Origin of the sequence: Bradyrhizobium iriomotense (assembly GCF_018130765.1) — a bacterium.
Taxonomy (GTDB): domain Bacteria; phylum Pseudomonadota; class Alphaproteobacteria; order Rhizobiales; family Xanthobacteraceae; genus Bradyrhizobium; species Bradyrhizobium iriomotense_A.
On sequence record NZ_JAFCJZ010000001.1, the window covers coordinates 63,420 to 80,082 of the forward strand.

The window sequence follows — 16,663 nt, forward strand, 5'->3', positions numbered from 1 at the left end:
GGCAGTGACGGTTGTGGTTGGACGTGTTGATGCGTGGTCAGAGCGCGAGCGTGAGCTCCGAGAGCGGCACGGCCTGACACGTCAGGCAGTGTTCGGCCGAACTGTCGCCACTGCCGAGCTGTGCGACCTGGCCGTCGACGATGCGCATGGCGCAGCTCTCGCACTGGCCGACGCGGCAGCCGCTGGGAAGCGGCACGCCCGCGGCATGCGCGGCATCGAGCAGCGTGCCCAGCTCGGGCGACCAGACAAAGCTCGTGTCGCTGCCGGCGAGGTGAACCGTCTGCGGCGCCAGCGTCGCCGGCACCTCGGGCGGCGACGCGAAGGCTTCGGCGAAGATGTCGAAGCGAGGAAGACCGCGTTCGACGAGGCGCTCGGTCATTGTGGCCGTGAAGTCCGGCGAACCGCAGAGATAGACGAGAGGACGCCTTGAGATCAGCGGATCGAGCACCGACAAATCCGGGCGACCGGCATGGTCGTAATCCCGGTGCAACCGATCGGTCGAACGAGGCGCCGTGAACGCCGTCACGAGCTTTAGTTGCGGCAGCTGTTCTGCGAGCTCCCGCAGCCGTGTGGCGAAAGGATGCTCATTTCCATTGCGGCACGTATAGAACAGCAGGACGTCGTTGACCCGCTCGGCCGGCGCCAGCGCCAGCAAAGCTTCGAGATGGTTCATGAACGGCGTGATGCCGATACCAGCGGCCAGAAAGATCAGAGGGCGATCTCCCTGCAAGGGCGGGGTGAAGATTCCGCCGGGGACTTCAAGGAAGACCTCGTCGCCAACCGTGAGGCGATGGACGTACTCAGAGAGCTGGATGCCGTCGCTCGACGGCTGCTTCTTGACGGCGACGGACAGCACGTTCTCGCCGCCACTTCCGGTCAGTGAGTAGGCACGGGCGACATCGACGCCCGGCAGGCTCAGGAGGACATGTTGCCCCGGCCGGTACGCGGGAAGCGCATCGCCATCCTTTGGAGCAAGGTCGATCGCGACGACGTCATCGGCCTCAAGGCGGACGCTCGCGACCGAGAAGGCGCGTCGTCCGGTCCAGCGGCCGCGATTGGCGGCCTGATCGCGTCGGATGTCGCAGAGCGTGGCACGCAGGGGCACCGAGCCGCTGACCGGATCGCGCCATCCGTCGCTCAACGCGTCGTTCATGTTCGAGGTCGCGGCACCGGCAGGCGGCGTGACGTTGCGTCCGAGCGGCGGACAATCTTCCCACCAGCCGAACTCGGCCAGCACAAGACGGTCGTCGAGCGCGTCGTTGAGGCGGACGCGGAGCCGGACCTGGCCGGACGCCGTCTCGACGATCGCCCAATCGCCGTCCTCAAGCCCCCGCTGCGTTGCGAGCGTCCTGCTGATCTCTACGGCGGGATCTGGCGATTTCTTACGGAGCGATGCCACATGCCGATGCGAGCTGTGGACGAACCAGCCGCTCTTGGCGGTCGTCAGCACCAGCGGAAACCGCTCGCCCGCGGTCAACGTCATCGGGCTCTCGGCCGGCTCGACATGGCCGGCGAGCGGCGCATAGCCATGATCGAGCATCAACTCGGAATAGATCTCCACGCGCCGCGTCGGTGTCGCGAAGCCCGCGATCGTTCCGTCGCTCCTCTTGTCGGCGTATTTTTCGTGGTGAAACGGCTGCGGAAAGCGCATGCCCTCTGGTCGCTTGCGCAACTCCCCTACGGTGATGCCGAGCGGCGCGAGTTGATAATTCCAGCCGGCGCGGATGTCGCCGCCGAAGAATTGCGCCGCCATGCCCATGCGCAGCGCCAGTTCGGCGACGATCTCGTAGTCTGGCTTACTCTCGCCGTGCCGGGGCAACATCTGCGGCCGGAACTGGATCGTCTCGACGGCCTCCTGCGTGATCTCGAAGCCGATCTTCAGCGCATCTCGTTCCCAGGGCATGCCGGCGGGCAGCACGATGTCGGCATTCTCGGCCGTGGGGTTCATGAACATGTCGACATGCACATGGAAGTCGAGCGCGCGCAGTGCCTCGCGATTGCGCGAGGAATGTCCCTGCGACACCACGAAGTTCGTGCCGAAGCTCATCAGCGCGTTGACGCGATAGGGCTCTGCCTTGAGGACCGCGCGGCTGAAATCGCGCGCTGTGATCCATCCGCGGCTGGGCGGGCCGAGCGGCAATTCGTCGAGCCCCAGTGCCTTTGCCTTCTGTCCTGGCGGCAGCAGGCCGATGTCGTTGACCGTGCGTGTCGGCGGCGGGACCGGCCAGACATTGCCTCCCGGCCGGTCGCACGCGCCGGTGAGGGCGTAGAGGGTCGCAATCGCACGCTCGGTTGCAGTCGCGTTGGTGTGCTGGCCGACGCCAGTCCACGAATGATAGGCGAGCTTCGGACTGTTTTCGAACAGCGCGCAGAACGCGGCGACTTTCGATTCATCCAGCCAGGTCGTCGCGGCGACATTGGACATCGTGTAGGGAGCGGCCTCAGTGGCGAGGCGTGAGAAAGCGGTTCTCGCGGCAATCACGCGGCCGTCCACGCCATCGAGCGTCGCTTCGGCATCGAGCGTGCAGGTCGCCGGATCAAGCGTCTCGGCGCGCGGATCGTGCGGCTGCGCCTTGCCGGATCGGTCCAGCACGGCGAACGCTTCCGGCGGCTGATCCGGCCACAGCTCGTTCGCGCGGACAAAACGTCCGGTCTGCGTGTCGACGAGAAACGGGCCGTTCGTCCAGCGCGTCACGAAAGCCGCATCGAACGTGCCGGTCGAGATGAGATGCCGGATCGCCGCCATCGCGAGAGCGCCGTCGGCCCCGGGACGGATGCGCAGCCAGAGATCGGCCTGCTGTCCCGATCCGTTCGGCTTGGGGTCGACGACGGCCACGCGCGCGCCGCGGCGGCGCGCGTCCGCGACGCGGGTCGCCTGCGCAAGCCAGGTCCGCGCCGGATTGTGTCCCCACAGCACGATGACGTCCGCTCTGTCGTAATCGGGGAAGCCGATCCCGCGACCGAACGTCAGCGCGTGCGCGAAATCCTTGTGCCAGCCGCAGACCTCGACGGCGTAGATCAGATTGGGGCTGCCGAAGCACCGGATGAACCGCTCGACCCATTCGAAGCTGTCGACCATGGGTGTGCCGCTCGGCGTCGTGACGGCGAAGGCGACGGATTCCGCGCCCGCGGTGCTGCGGATCCGACCGAGCTTCTCGGCGGTCTCGCCGAGGGCTTCGTCCCAGGAAATCTGCACCCAGCCCGGATCGGCGGCGTCGCGCGGCGCGGTGCGGCGGAGTGGGTGGGTCAGGCGGCGCGGGCTATGCACCATCTCGGGCGCGGCGCGGCCCTTCGAGCAAAGCGCGCCGCCGGTCGGGTGCCCTGGCGCATTCTCCACCGCGACCATGCGGCCGTTCTCGACGACGGTCGTGGAACCGCATCGCGAACGGCAGAGAGTGCAATAGCCGGGATAGCGTTCCGCCATGGACAGTCCAAGAGTAGCGCATTAGAGTAACGCGCTACATGCTTCGTCGAGGGCCCTGTCATGTCAAGTGCATTCTTTGAGCGGTGCTGATAGATCGGGCGGCAAGCGACTGGGGCGGAGGAGACATGGACCAGAATCTGCGCGAGCAGGTTGTGCAGCAGGTGCGCGCGGAGATTATTTCCGGTCAGAGCATGCCGGGCACGATGTATTCGGTGCCGACCCTGGCGGCGAGCCTTGGCGTATCGACGACCCCCGTGCGGGAGGCGCTCCTGGAGCTGTCTCGGAGCGGGTTGATCGAGCCCGTGCGCAACCGGGGCTTCAAGGTGGTCGAACCGACCCTGATGGAGCTTCGCAATCTGTTCGATCTGCGTGAGGTTCTCGAACTCCACGCTGCAACCCTGGTTGCGCGGAAGCCGGAGAAGGATCTGAGCGAACTCATTCCCTGGGCCGAGGACATCGCGCGCGCGGTCCGGACCGAGGACATGAAACTCTACATCGAGGCTGATCGAAGCTTTCACCAACTGCTGACGGCTGCCGCCGACAATCCGCGGCTGACCGAGATGGTGATGGGATTGCGCGATCAGATGCGCCTCTACGGCATCAATTCGCGCGCGGGCCTTGCCCGGCAGAATGACTCCGCAACGGAGCACTTCCAGATCATCGAACTGGCGAGCGCTGGAAAAGAGGAGGCGCTGACGAACCTTCTGCGCCACCACATCAGGGCCTGGGAGCCGATCTTCGTTGAAGCGCTCTCCCAGGTCGGCGCTGGGCGCGAGCCGATTGCTGCCGCACGCAAGCGGCAGCTCTCGACGACTTAGGCCGAGCTCAGTTCACCCGCGTCCAGGTCTGGCCGCCGCAGAACATGCCGCCGAAGGCGCAGCCCTGCACGCGCAGCCGGTCGGTGCCCTTCATCGCGATCGTGGAATCGTAGGTCGAGCCGGAGTTGGGATCGAGGATGCGGCCGGACCATTTCTGGTCCTTGCCGGGCTTCATGTTGATCAGAACCTGCTCGCCGTTCTGGTTCGACTTGCTGTCGACCGAATAGCCGCAGAGATTGCTGCCGCATTGCTCGATGCGGACCTTGCCTTCCTTCTCCTCGGTGAGCCAGACGCCGAGCGGTGAATTGAGATCACGCGTGGGCGCGGCTGCGGGAGCCGGGGGAGCGACGGCGGCTGACTGGACCGGCGCGGGCGCAGGTGGCGGAGCGGGGGGCGCCACGGTAACAGCGGCTGGCGGTGCGGCCGGTGCCGCGGGAGCTGCCTGCTGCTCCACAGGAGCTGGTGGCGGTGCGGGCGGAGGCGCGACAGCCGTAGCGGCCGGCGCAGCAGTGGCGGTTGCCGGCGGCGGCGGAGCCGGTGGCGCGGGAGGCGGTGCGGCCACGACGGGCGCGGGAGCCTGCACGGCTGCGGGAGGTGCTGCTGCGGCTGCCGGCGGAGGCGCCGGTGCGGCCGGCGTTTGCGGCTCGACCGTCGCTTGCTGCGGCACCTGCTGGCCCGGGCTTGTCTCGTTCTTCTTGGCCTTCTTGGCCTTGCCCTGGCCCGTGTTGTCGTACACGCCGGGAATCTGCACCGTGCCGCGGTCCGGATCGATGCGGATGGTGCGCCCGCCATATTCGAAGGTGTACTGCGCTTGCGCAGCGGTGCTCGCCAACAAAAGGAATGCGGCCGTGGCCAACAGCTTCCTCATTTCGCATCTCCTGAACAGATGGTCCCCGCACCAACGCTTACGCGCCGGCTCGATCGCAAAAAGTGATCTAGATCACTGTCGTCCGTATGAGTCGTGCTCCGGCAGGTTCCGGTTCAATGCGCCGGGAACCCGTCCACAATTTGGCCGACGCAAGCGACAGGAAGACGCGGCTGGGCCTCGTGCCGAGGAGATCGGAACGAGGCGCCAGAGTCCAGTATTGACGCGTTTTGAGCGAGCCGGAACGGCCTAGTCGAACCAGGCAGCGTAGATCTTCTTGTAGCTGCCGTCTTCCATGGAAATGTGCAGCCACTGGTCGACAAACGCCTTGAGCGCCGTGTCGCGCTGCAGCCAATAGGCCTTCTCGGAGAAGTCGAACGGCTTGTCCGGATGCACCGCGCAGAGCACGCCTTGATGCTGTTTCTGCTGGTAGCGTGTCTCGGAGGCGTCCGTCATCATCAGGTCGGCATTGCCCTTGGCGATCTCGTCGAAGATCACGGTGTTGTCGGGGAATACGGTGATCTCGGCGTCCTTGATGTTGGCGCGTGCGAAGCGTTCGTTGGTGCCGCCGGGATTGACGATGACGCGGGTGCCCTTCTTGTCGATATCGGGAAGCGTCTGGTACTTGCCGACATCGGCGCAGCGCGCGATGGGCGTCTTGCCCTCGCGCATGATCGGCGTCGTGAACAAGCCCTTCTTCTGCCGGTCGAGCGTCACCGATACCCCGCCCATGGCGATGTCGAACTGGTCGGCCTCGAAATCCTTCATCAGCTTCGGCCAGGCCGTCGGCACGAATTCGACCTTGACGCCGAGCGCCTTGCCGAGTGCCTCCGCCATGTCGACGTCGAAGCCAGAGAACTGCTGCGTGGCCTTGTCCAGATAGGTGAAGGGCTTGTAGTCGCCGGTCATGCCGACGCGCAGCGTGCCGCGCTTGATGATCTCGTCGAGGCGCGAGGGCGCCGCCTGCTGGGCGTGGGCCGAAAGGTTCATCAGCAGCGCCACGGCCAAAGCCGCCAAAACTCGAACGGATATTCGAACGGTCATCTCTTTTCCACCCATGCCCGAGCTGTCATTGTACAGCTCCTCCGACCTGGATTTAGACCAGATGCCCGTCGCTGGCGAGGCGGAATTGAAAGGAAGCTTGGGGTGACGATTTCGATGTACGAGGCCTCGGTCGGCCTCTTCGTGCCGTATCTGCGCAACCTGTCCGCGCTGCTGGACAAGGGCGTGGCCTATGCCGAAAGGCGCAAATTCGACCCGGCCGTTCTGCTCGGCATGCGGCTGGCGCCGAACATGTACGATCTCGCGCAGCAGGTGGGCGAGGCCTGCCGCCACGCCACGGTCACCTCGGCCTTGCTGGCAGGTCGCGAACCGGTCGCGTTGCCGGCGCTGGAGCACGACATGGCCGGCCTACAGGCGCGGATCGCGACGTCGCTTGAATTCATCGAGAGCCTGCCGCACGCCGAGATCGACGCGGCTGCGGAACGAAAGGTCGTCTGGAGGCTGAAGGACGGGACCGAGCTGCCCTTTACCGGGCGGACGCTGCTGCTCATCAACTGCATTCCGCAGTTCTTCTTTCACGTCACGACGGCCTACGACCTGTTACGGCACGCAGGCGTCGAGCTCGTGAAGAAGGATTTCCTCGGGAGGAAGTAATCCTAGGCTTCGCCCCTGCGCTCGTAATCGGCGAGCGAGCTGCGGCCGGCGATCTCGCTGCGCAGCTCTTCGAAGCGCCGATGTGCCTCGTGCTCGTGCGCGTCGACGAAATGCACCGCGGCTTCACCCGTCATCGGGCCGCTGATCACGGGCGCTGACTGCTCGCCGATGGTCTCGTGGACGTAGTACTGGCCGTCGTCGCCACGATGAACCGTCCATTTGAGACGGATCGCCACCATCGGCCCGGGGCCGACCTTGCTGTAGCCGTCGGCATCGGTGTGCTCCGGCACCAGCGGCTGTTCCTCCACCACGGGATGTTCGTGCTCGGCGACCACAGGATGCTCGTCAGCGGCCGCCGGATGTTCGTCGGCGACCGGCTCCTCGTCGGCAGCCGCCGTCTCGGTATCGCGGACGACGAGAACGGGCTCGGGGTGCTCCAGGATGCTGGCGATGGTCGCCAGCGCATGGTCGGTCGGGTCGATCTCTGACAAGGGTCCATCCTCCAGCTCGACGCGGCCGGCAAGTCTGTCCCACTGCCGCCGCGGTCGGGAACATTAGGCGCGTTTGATTAAGGCTGAGTTGGGGCTCGATCTGCACCAAAATGGGACGCTTTCTGGCGTCCCGAAGGCGGGCGGAGGGGGCCGCCCGCCGAAGATCGGCTCAGCTGAGCACGTCCTGATTGATGACGTTCTGCCGGATGGGATCGCCGTCCAGGACGCTCAGGATGTTGCGCGCGGTCTGCTCGCTCATGCGCTGGACCGCCTCGACCGTGACGCCGGCGACGTGCGGGGCCATGATGACGTTGGGCAGCGCGAACAGCGCGTTGCTGACCGGCGGCGGCTCCACCTCGAACACGTCGATGCCGGCGCCGGCGAGCTTGCCCGAGACCAGCGCGTCGTAGAGCGCCGCTTCCTTCACGATGCCGCCGCGCGCCGTGTTGATGAGGTAGGATTTCGGCTTCATGCGGCCGATCCGCGCCGCATCGAACAGGCCGACGGTCTCCGGCGTTTTCGGGCAGTGGATGGTGACGAAGTCGGCGTGAGGCAGCGCGGCGTCGAGGTTGGTGACCGGCTCGCATCCGGCCGCCTTGATATCGGCAGCTCCCTTGTAGGGGTCGTAGACCTGGACCTTCATTTCCAACGCCAGGCAGCGCTTGGCGGTGCGACTGCCGATGCGGCCGAAGCCGATGACGAGCAGGGTCTTGCCGTAGAGGTCGAACGGCAACATGCCGAGCCGGTCGGCCCATGTGCCGTCCTTGACGCAGGAATGCAGCTCCTGCGCGCGCTTGGCGAGCGTCAACATCATGAACAGCGCCGCTTCCGCGACCGAGGGCGAGTTGGCGCTGCCCGCCACCATCAGCGGCACCTTGCGGCGGGAAAGGGCGGGCACGTCGACGGCGTCATAGCCGACGCCGATGCGGGTCACCACCTTCATGTCCTTTGATGCCTCGAGCTCGGTCTCGCCGAAGGCGGTGGCACCGAGAGCGACGCCGTGGACCGGCGCATGGCTCTTCAGCAGGGCCTCGAAGTCCTTGGCGGAGATCAGGTTGGAAAACTCGACGAGCTCGATATCGTCCCGTTGGGTGAGGAGAGCGCGTGCCCCTTGCGACAAGGTTTGTGTAACGAAAATCTTCTTCTTGTTGGTCGCCATCGCTCCCCTGCCTGCCTCGCGTTTCTTGGACCGGCGTCACAAGACGATGCCGGTCTCTTCGTTTAGCAGGTGCATGTTGTTGAGGTCCATCGCCAAACGCATGGGAGCCCCGTCCGTGGCGCCGGCATTGGGATCGACGCGGCCGCAGACCGGCGTGCCGTCGAGCCCGAAATAGACCAGCGTCTCCATCCCCATCGGCTCGGTGACGTCGAGCACGGTGTCGAAGGTCTCGACCCCCGGACCCAGATGCGCGTGCGACTCCGTGAGATGCTCGGGACGGATGCCGAGCAGCAGCTTGTCGGTGCGCGGCAGCGCGTTGTAGCGCGCGGCGCGGGCCGGCGGCAGCGCAAACGCGATGCGGTCGGTGAGGCGGAGCTGAAGCGTGCCGCCGACATCCTCGAGCCGGCACGGGATGAAGTTCATCGCGGGCGAGCCGATGAAGCCTGCAACGAAGCGCGTCGCCGGCTTGTGGTAGAGCTCGTTCGGCGTGCCTATCTGCTCGATGCGACCCTTGTTCATCACCACGACGCGATCGGCGAGCGTCATCGCCTCGACCTGGTCGTGGGTGACGTAGACGGTGGTGGTGCGCACCTTCTGGTGCACCTTCTTGATCTCGATCCGCATCTGCACGCGCAATTTCGCGTCGAGATTGGACAGCGGCTCGTCGAACAAAAATACCTTGGGATTGCGTACGATGGCGCGTCCCATCGCGACGCGCTGGCGCTGGCCGCCGGAGAGCTGCTTCGGCTTGCGGTCGATCAGGTCGGTGATGTCGAGGAGGCGGGCGGCTTCCGTCACCCGGGCCTTGATCTCCGCCTTCGGGTAGTGCTTCAGGCGCAGCCCGAACGACATGTTCTCCGCAACCGTCATGTGCGGGTAGAGCGCGTAGTTCTGGAACACCATCGCGATGTCGCGATCCTTCGGCGGCACGTCGTTAACGACGTCGCCGCCGATCATGATGTCGCCGTCGCTGATGTCCTCGAGCCCGGCGATCATGCGCAGCGTCGTCGACTTGCCGCAGCCGGAGGGGCCGACCAGCACGATGAACTCATGATCGGCGATGTCGAGGTCGATGCCGCGCACGGCTTCGACGTCATCGTAACGCTTGACTACCTTCCGCAAAGCAACGTCAGCCATGAGTCATCAACCCTTTGTCGCACCGGCGGTCAGGCCGGCAATGTAGTAGTCCATCAGGAATGCGTAGATGATCAGCGGCGGCGCGGCGCCGAGCAGCGCGCCGGTCATGATCTGTCCCCAGTTGAACACGTCGCCCTTGATCAGGGTGGTAGTGATGCCGACCGGCAGCACGAGCTGGTCGACCGACGTCGTGAACACTAGGGGATAGAGGAACTGCGCCCAGGACACCGTGAACGCGAAGATGGTCGCGGCGATCAGCCCGGGCAGCGCGACCGGGATGAATATCCGGGTCAGGGTCTGGAGCCAGGAGGCGCCGTCGATGAGCGCGGCTTCATCGAGCTCCTTCGGGATCGAGGCAAAATAGCCGATCATGATCCAGGTGCAGAACGGCACAGTCAGCGTCGGATAGATGAACAGCAGCACGTACCATCGGTTCAGCAGCGTGATGCCGGTAAGCTCCTGGACCATTGCCAGCATCTTGAACAACGGGATGAACAACAGGCTGTCCGGAATGAGGTAGGTGAGGAAGACGCCCGTCGCCAGTGTCGCCGAGCCCCAGAACTTCATGCGCGCCAGTGCAAATGCCGCGGGAACGCTGATCAGCATGGTCACGAGGACGACCGCCAGCGACACGATCGACGAATTCCAGAAGAAGCGCAGGAACTGGTTCGAGGTCAGGAGTTCGACATAGTTCGACAGCGTCGGGTGGAACACCCACCACGGGTTAGTTGCCGCCGAGATTTCCGCGCTGCTCTTGAGCGAGGTGATCAGCATGTAGATCGGCGGCGTCAGGAAGAAGATCGCGAACAGCACCAGGAAGAAATAGGACCAGCGCAGCGCCCAGGCGCGGTCCCGGCTCATGCTGCCATACTTGACCTTGCGCGACGGTCCGGCCTTGTCGATTGCAAGCGTGCTCATCAGGCTTCGTTCCCGCGTTTTGAGACATCGCGCAGGATGAAGATCGCTGCGACGGCGAGGATCGGCACCATGAACAGCGAGACGCTGGCGCCGAGCGGAATGTCGCTGCCCTCGATGCCGACCTTGAAGGCCCATGTCGCGAAGATATGCGTCTGGTCCAGCGGGCCACCCGAGGTGAGGATGCGCACGATGTCGAAATTGGCGAACGTCACGATCAGCGAGAAAAGCGCCGTGATCGCGATAATGTTGCGCATCATCGGCAGCGTGACGTACCAGATCTTCTGCCACCAATTGGCGCCGTCGATCGCTGCGGCCTCGTAGAGCTGGTCCGGTACCGACTTCAGCGCGGCGAGATACATGATCATGAAGAACGGCGCACCGTACCAGATGTTGACGAGGATGACGGAAAAGCGGGCCCACACATTGTCGCCGAGCCAGTTGATGGGGCCGATGCCAAAGAATGAAAGCGTGTAGTTGAAGGCACTGTAGGACGGGTCGAACAGCCACAGCCAGGCCAGCGTGCTCATCGCGGGCGGGATGACCCAGGGCACCAGCAGCATGCCGCGCCACTTGCGCTGCCCTTTGGCCGGAATGTTGTGCACGAAATGGGCGACGATGAATCCGATCAGCGCCTTGAAGAACACGGCCGTGACGGCAAAGATGCAGGACTGCTTCACCACCATCCAGAACGTGTCGCGCTTGAACAGGAACAGGAAGTTGCCGAAGCCGACGAACTTCTGCATCGACTTGTTCAGCGTCGCGAGGTGGACGGAGTAGACGGCGGGATAGAGTACGAGCAGCGCTATCAGCAGGATCAGCGGCAGCGTCAGGAAGAACGCGACCGTGGATTTTCGTCCCAGGACATTGCGGAGGCTGGTCGGCTTGCGCGCGCGCGCCGCACGGACTGCTTGACCTTGCTCAACGACGACATCGGCCATGGCGTAGCTTTCTCGGAAATTGTCGATTGGCGAAGCCGGCCCGATCGGTCGGCTTCCTGCGATTGGCGGCGGCACGCGATGCGCGGCGGCTCACGCGTCGAGCGTGAACCGCCTGGCACACACCCGGCATCAACTCCGCATGAAGCCTTCGCACTCGCCCTCGGCCCAGGCGAGCGTGGCCTCCATCTTTTCGCCCTGCGCATGGCGCAGTGCCATCTTGGTCAACGTCGCCTGGAAGTAGATCTGCTGTGCGATCTTGGGCGGCGCCGGAGACGCTGCGATCGACAGCGTCTGATGGTTATACGGGTTCGGATAGTGATAGAGCGTGCCTTTCGGCGGCCCTTCTTCCTGCCAGGTCTTCAGCGTCGTCATGTTGGCATAGGCGGGCAGATCGTAACCGCCGCTTGCCGCGACAAACTTTTCGATCGACGACGGCTGTGACAGGTAGGTGAGGAGGCTCTTGGCGGCTTCCTTGTTCTTGCTGAAGCTCCAGAGACCCCAGAAGTAGGGAAGGTAGGGCGCGAAGCGGCCCTTCGGCCCGGCGGGGAAGCCGTGGGTCCAGCATTGCTCGGCGACCTGAGGTGCGTCGCGCTTGGCGACGGCCCAGGCGCTCGGCGGGTTCAGGATCATCGCGCCACGGCCCGAGATCAGCCATTTGTTGTTCGAGGCGTCATCCCAGGACGGCGCGTCCGGCGGCAGGAAGGCAATCAGCTTCTTGTAGTATTCGAGCGCTTGGCGAACCGCGTCGGTCTTCACCGTCACCTCGCCCTTGGCGTTGACGAGCTCCGCCCCGAACGACTGGAAGATTGCGCCCGCGGTGTCGACGCTGTCGGTCGTTTCGCCGAGGCCGATACCGAAGGGGAAGCCGCCCTTCTGGCAGGCCTCGGCCGCCTTCAGGAACGTGTCCAGGGTCCAGTTGTCGGCTTTTGGCGGCCCCCCGACCGGATACATTTCCTGGACGTCGATGCCGGCGAGCTTCTTCATCAGATCGATACGGGTGCAGGGCCCCTTGATCTGGCTGCCCGGCGTAGCGGGTACAGCGAGCCATTTGCCGCCCGACTGACCGAGATATTTGACGGTGCCGTTGACGTCGCCGTTCTGCTTGATGAGCGGCTCCATGACGTCATTGAGCGGCTCGAGATTTTCGGAATAGGCATGCGGCCACCAGGTCGGCATCTGCAGGATATCATGGCCGGATTTGGCCTGGGCCTCGGCCGCGACCGTGAGCTGGATCTTGTTGTTGTTGCTGGTGATGTAGTCGATCGAGACTTCGACCTTCTCCTTTTCGCCCCATGCTTTGACCATGGCGGTGGAGGCGTCGTTGGCATTCGGCACCCAGTGGTCCCAGAAGCCGATCGATATCTTGCCGGCAGCATAAGCGCCCCGGACATAGGGCGCCGTGATCAGCGCCGCGGAGGACATTGCAGTGGCAGCCACAAATTGACGTCGCGTCAGTGTCTTGCGTGACATCTCGTTTCCTCGCTTGGGTGTTTTATTGTTCTGGTGTTTCCTCTGAACTCTTCCGAGTTTTGCTTTTGATTTTCTTGTTGGCGTTTCTTGTTGGTCGTTGCTTGCGAGTGCCGTCAGCGTCGATCCAGCTCGTGCGCTGCGCGGCAAATTGGTAGCGCGATCAGATCATGATTGATCGCGTCTGTCGAGAAAGCCGAAGGCGCCTCGTCTAGAACTAACGTTGTGCCTGAATGCGCGGCAGTGCCTCTGCCATCGCGCGCCGCAGGTGAATCGCGCTCCCTCGTTTTTGCGACGCACACATCGCGTCGGCTGCTCGGGAACGATCCGTGCGCAATTACGCCGCAGTTCCGAATAAGCCTGCATAACCGCTTCGCGCGAAACACTTTTCGGGCGTGGACAGCAATCGGCTGCGTCTGGACCTCGAAGCGGCGAAAACGATACAGTTGCAACCAGCGGGGTGCTCCCACCCCGACAGAGGCCAATCAGTTCGACGATGGAGACGAGAATGATCCACCCGGCGCCGCCAGCGCGACATTACTTGCGACGATCGCTCGCGCTGGGGTCAGTGCTCGCGTTGCTGCTCGGTGTCGCCGCAGTCGCGAACGCACAAGGATTGGTCAAAGGCGTCCAGGAGGGGGCGGCTGCCGGGAACAAGGCGGCCGGCCCGGTCGGCGGCGTGCTTGGTGGCGCGATCGGCGGCGTGGTCGGGGTGTTCACCGGCGTGCTCGGCGTCGGCAACAATAACAACGCCGGTCAGGCGCCGGCCGCCAAGGATGCCAATAAGGATGCCAGCAAGGATGCGGGCAAGGACGCCAAGCAGCAGCAAGGCGCCGGCAAGGACAAGGATGCCAAGAATGCCAAGGCGGGCAAGGGCGCCAAGGCAAGCAAGGAAGCCAAGAACGCGCCGAGCGCGCCGCAGGACAACAAAGACAAGGACGTGACCGTCCTCACCCAGCCCGGCGCGCCGCAACAGACAGCCGAGCAGATCGTGGCCAACAGCGATTCCTATATCGAGCGGATCAAGACCGAGCTGAACCTCACGCCCGACCAGGAGAAGCACTGGTACGGCTTCTCGAGCGCCATGCACTACCTGGGGCACAATGGTGCGGAGCGGCTCAACCTACGGGTTGCACGCGCCAAGCGCGATCCGCCCGACGACATCATCGAGCAGATGCGCAACGAGGCGCAATTCCTGATCGACCGGGCCGCGGATCAACGCAACGTCGCCGACGCCGCCGAGCCGCTCTATTCGAGTCTCGACGACAAGCAGAAGCAGGTCTTCATCCAGGAGATGGTGCGCCTCAGCCACGAGCGCGGACTGGATTGATCAAGTTGAATCGGATCGCGGGCGCCTGAATTAACGGCGCTCGCCACGAATTCGTGAATCCTCTCCGCAATTCGGTTATGATTAGCTTCGCGAGGCTGACTGCGGGGTTGATATGGCGGACGGACTCTCCGTTTTCCTGGTCGAAGACGAGGCGTTGATCCGGATGATGATGGCCGACATGGTGGTTGAGCTCGGCCACCGCGTCGTCGCGGAAGCGGACAATGTCCGGGACGCGAGCGCCTTTGCGATGACTGCGCAATACGATTTCGCCATCCTCGACATCAATCTCAAGGGTCTCTACGTCGATCCCGTCGCCGATCTGATCGAGCGCCGCGGCAAGCCGTTCCTGTTCGCCACCGGCTACGGGCCGGAATTGCTGCCGTCCTTGCTTCGCCGCAGGCCTATCTTGCGCAAGCCGATTTCGATCGATCAGCTCAAGGGCATGATCGATTCGATGTTTCCGGAAGCTACAGCGGAGGCACCGCGCTGAGCGACGGCAAGTGCCGCGCCGGACGACGGCGAAGACGCCGCGCTGGCGACGGCGAAGGCGCCGCGCCGGGATTACCAACGAAAATGGCCGCCCGTGGGGGCGGCCATTTCGTGAAGGAATTCCTCGCGGTCTCAGATCAGACCGGCGCCGAGATCGATGCCGCGCGCCATCAGGCCGAACGAGGCAACCAGGCCCGTGCAGCAGAACAGCAAGATGGTCTTGAACGAAGAGTTGGCGAAACGCGTTTCGACGGCGGCCGGCATCGCGGCGAGCGAAATCATGCTCATGTTCATTCCCCCCTTTGTTGATCCTGAATTGCATCAGGTGAGGGAACTCTTAGAGCAAAAAGTTTGACGTGAGCTTGCGAGGGATCCTTAACGGAATCGCAACCGGCAGGTACCAGCGCGCGTGCCGTCCCGGGATCGCAAGTCTCAGCTGCGGCCGTTCCTCAACACGGTGGCGATGGTATGGGCGGTCATGGCGGCGCGATCCGAGGCGCGCTGGGCGGCCAGCCGGTCTCGTGCCTTCTCCTCGATCAGGATCTCGATCAGGGCGAGCCGCTTGTCCTCGTCGTCCGCCTCGGTCAGCAGGCGGTGATAGCGGTGATAGTCGAATCCAACGTCCTGCTTACGCATGTCACGCCCCCCGCAACTAACGCCACACACTTGGTGGATTGTTTCCCATGGGAAACAATCGGGCAAGCACGATCCTGCGTGGAACCCCGCTTTCGGTGCAATCAGCTGTGAATTAGTTAACGGACCGGACGGCCTCTGCCGGCTGTGCTTCAATCCGGATTGTGGTCGGCAAACATCTTCAAGCCGAGGAAGCTCGCATCGGGCCTGGTGACCAGCCGGGTCGGAATGTTGCGCAAGTAATCCTGGAAGCGTCCCTTGGCTTCGAAGCGGGCGCGGAAGGCCGAGGCGGCCAGGAACTCGGGAAAGCGCGGCACAATCCCGCCGGCGATATAGACGCCGCCACGGGCGCCGAAGGTCACCGCGAGATTGCCGGCGACCGAGCCGAGGGTGGCGCAAAACATCTCCAGGGTCCCGCGGCTGTGCGCGCAACTGCCGTCCAGGGCCGCCTTGGTGATGGCAGCGGCATCGCGTTGCGGCACCTGGGCGCCGTCGACTTCCGCCAGCGCTTCGTAGAGGCTTTGCAAGCCCGAGCCGGACAGCGCGCCGCGCTCGATCGAGACATGGCCGAGGCGTCGCCGCAAGCACGCGATCACGCGTTCCTCGCGCTCGTTCTCGGCCGGCAGCGTCGCATGGCCGGCTTCGGTGACGACGGCCAGGCGCGCTCCGTGGCGCTCGACCAGACAGGAGACGCCAAAGCCAGTTCCAGGCCCGACCACCAGCAGCGGTTCTCCGGGCAAGCCATCTTGTCCGCCGAGCGGAATCAGATCGGCCGGCTGCAAGGCGGGCAGGGACCAGGCCACAACCTCGAAATCGTTGAGCACGTGGACGCTGTCGAAACCGAGCACCGGCTGCAGCTCGTTGCCGTCGATGACCCAGGGGCTGTTGGTCATGACGCAGCGGTTGTTGGTGACGGGGCCTGCCACGGCCAGCACGGCGCGCCTAGGCGGGTCGCCGCCAGATCTGCGTGACAGCACATCGGCAATGGCTTCCCGGACGGTCGGGAAGTCGGCGACCTTCACGTAGTCGATCGGCCCGGTCTGATCGCCATAGCGCTGGCTCAGCGCAAAGCGCGCATTGGTGCCGCCGATATCGGCGAGAAGAATTTGTCCTGTCCTGCCGATACCCATGGCTCTGTGGCTGCCGCGGCCTTGCCGGCCCTCGGGAACCCCTGCCTCCGTTCCTGATCCGATCCGCAACTGCGCGGACGGCCCGAGAATCCTCGCTTGATTGTGCCTAGTCAACACGGACGGGGCCAAACCGTTGCATCCTTGAAGGCTCTTTGGCCACCAGCGCGGTACAGCCACACGCTGCCGGTGGTTGCGAAGCTGCGCGGGA

General features: G+C 64.4%; 16 protein-coding genes. 4 read left to right on the forward strand and 12 right to left on the reverse strand.

Features of this window, described 5'->3' with window-relative positions; all coding sequences use genetic code 11:
* Positions 1-37: 37 nt before the first annotated feature.
* A complete protein-coding gene (locus tag JQ635_RS00305; protein WP_211407899.1) occupies positions 38-3,424 on the reverse strand; it encodes a molybdopterin-dependent oxidoreductase in 3,387 nt (1,128 codons plus the stop codon).
* Positions 3,425-3,576: 152 nt separating this feature from the next.
* Between JQ635_RS00305 and JQ635_RS00310 the strand changes: the two genes are divergently transcribed.
* Positions 3,577-4,242 (forward strand): GntR family transcriptional regulator, encoded by a 666-nt coding sequence (locus tag JQ635_RS00310; RefSeq protein WP_349631827.1) that lies wholly within the window; start codon positions 3,577-3,579, stop codon positions 4,240-4,242.
* Between the two features lie 7 nt (positions 4,243-4,249).
* Here the strand turns inward: JQ635_RS00310 and JQ635_RS00315 are convergent, their stop codons facing one another.
* Entirely contained in the window at positions 4,250-5,110 is an 861-nt protein-coding gene (locus tag JQ635_RS00315; RefSeq protein WP_211407901.1) for a DUF2147 domain-containing protein, read from the reverse strand.
* Between the two features lie 246 nt (positions 5,111-5,356).
* Positions 5,357-6,151 (reverse strand): transporter substrate-binding domain-containing protein, encoded by a 795-nt coding sequence (locus JQ635_RS00320; RefSeq protein ID WP_211407902.1) that lies wholly within the window; start codon positions 6,149-6,151, stop codon positions 5,357-5,359.
* Positions 6,152-6,265: 114 nt separating this feature from the next.
* On the opposite strand from JQ635_RS00320, the gene JQ635_RS00325 reads away from it, so the two are divergent.
* A complete protein-coding gene (locus JQ635_RS00325) occupies positions 6,266-6,763 on the forward strand; it encodes a DUF1993 domain-containing protein (RefSeq protein ID WP_211407903.1) in 498 nt (165 codons plus the stop codon).
* 2 nt (positions 6,764-6,765) lie between these two features.
* Here the strand turns inward: JQ635_RS00325 and JQ635_RS00330 are convergent, their stop codons facing one another.
* The 6 genes from JQ635_RS00330 to JQ635_RS00355 form a co-directional block, all read right to left on the reverse strand.
* Positions 6,766-7,254, reverse strand: coding sequence for a hypothetical protein (locus JQ635_RS00330; RefSeq protein WP_211407904.1), 489 nt, complete (start codon positions 7,252-7,254; stop codon positions 6,766-6,768).
* A gap of 169 nt (positions 7,255-7,423) precedes the next feature.
* Complete coding sequence (locus tag JQ635_RS00335) at positions 7,424-8,413, reverse strand: hydroxyacid dehydrogenase (RefSeq protein WP_211407905.1); 990 nt, start codon at positions 8,411-8,413, stop codon at positions 7,424-7,426.
* A 36-nt stretch (positions 8,414-8,449) separates the two neighbouring features.
* The gene (locus JQ635_RS00340; protein ID WP_211407906.1) at positions 8,450-9,550 is read right to left on the reverse strand and encodes an ABC transporter ATP-binding protein; all 1,101 of its coding nucleotides are present in this window, start codon (positions 9,548-9,550) and stop codon (positions 8,450-8,452) included.
* A gap of 6 nt (positions 9,551-9,556) precedes the next feature.
* Positions 9,557-10,468: a carbohydrate ABC transporter permease gene (locus tag JQ635_RS00345; protein ID WP_211407907.1), complete on the reverse strand. Its 912-nt coding sequence runs from the start codon at positions 10,466-10,468 to the stop codon at positions 9,557-9,559.
* Complete coding sequence (locus tag JQ635_RS00350; protein ID WP_211407908.1) at positions 10,468-11,406, reverse strand: carbohydrate ABC transporter permease; 939 nt, start codon at positions 11,404-11,406, stop codon at positions 10,468-10,470. Before JQ635_RS00350 ends, JQ635_RS00345 begins: the two co-directional genes overlap by 1 nt.
* 129 nt (positions 11,407-11,535) lie before the next feature.
* On the reverse strand, positions 11,536-12,876 hold the full coding sequence (locus JQ635_RS00355) for an ABC transporter substrate-binding protein (RefSeq protein WP_211407909.1): 1,341 nt from the start codon (positions 12,874-12,876) through the stop codon (positions 11,536-11,538).
* A gap of 505 nt (positions 12,877-13,381) precedes the next feature.
* On the opposite strand from JQ635_RS00355, the gene JQ635_RS00360 reads away from it, so the two are divergent.
* Both JQ635_RS00360 and JQ635_RS00365 read left to right on the forward strand, forming a co-directional pair.
* Positions 13,382-14,203 (forward strand): Spy/CpxP family protein refolding chaperone, encoded by an 822-nt coding sequence (locus tag JQ635_RS00360; protein ID WP_211407910.1) that lies wholly within the window; start codon positions 13,382-13,384, stop codon positions 14,201-14,203.
* Positions 14,204-14,315: 112 nt separating this feature from the next.
* The gene (locus JQ635_RS00365; protein ID WP_211407911.1) at positions 14,316-14,693 is read left to right on the forward strand and encodes a response regulator; all 378 of its coding nucleotides are present in this window, start codon (positions 14,316-14,318) and stop codon (positions 14,691-14,693) included.
* A 131-nt stretch (positions 14,694-14,824) separates the two neighbouring features.
* Here JQ635_RS00365 and JQ635_RS00370 read toward each other — a convergent pair whose 3' ends face one another.
* The 3 genes from JQ635_RS00370 to glk all read right to left on the reverse strand — a co-directional run bounded on the left by JQ635_RS00370 (position 14,825) and on the right by glk (position 16,455).
* Positions 14,825-14,980 (reverse strand): hypothetical protein, encoded by a 156-nt coding sequence (locus tag JQ635_RS00370; protein WP_211407912.1) that lies wholly within the window; start codon positions 14,978-14,980, stop codon positions 14,825-14,827.
* A gap of 144 nt (positions 14,981-15,124) precedes the next feature.
* The gene (locus tag JQ635_RS00375) at positions 15,125-15,328 is read right to left on the reverse strand and encodes a hypothetical protein (protein ID WP_211407913.1); all 204 of its coding nucleotides are present in this window, start codon (positions 15,326-15,328) and stop codon (positions 15,125-15,127) included.
* Positions 15,329-15,477: 149 nt separating this feature from the next.
* Positions 15,478-16,455, reverse strand: a complete 978-nt coding sequence (gene glk / locus JQ635_RS00380; protein WP_211407914.1) for a glucokinase — start codon at positions 16,453-16,455, stop codon at positions 15,478-15,480.
* Positions 16,456-16,663: the final 208 nt, after the last annotated feature.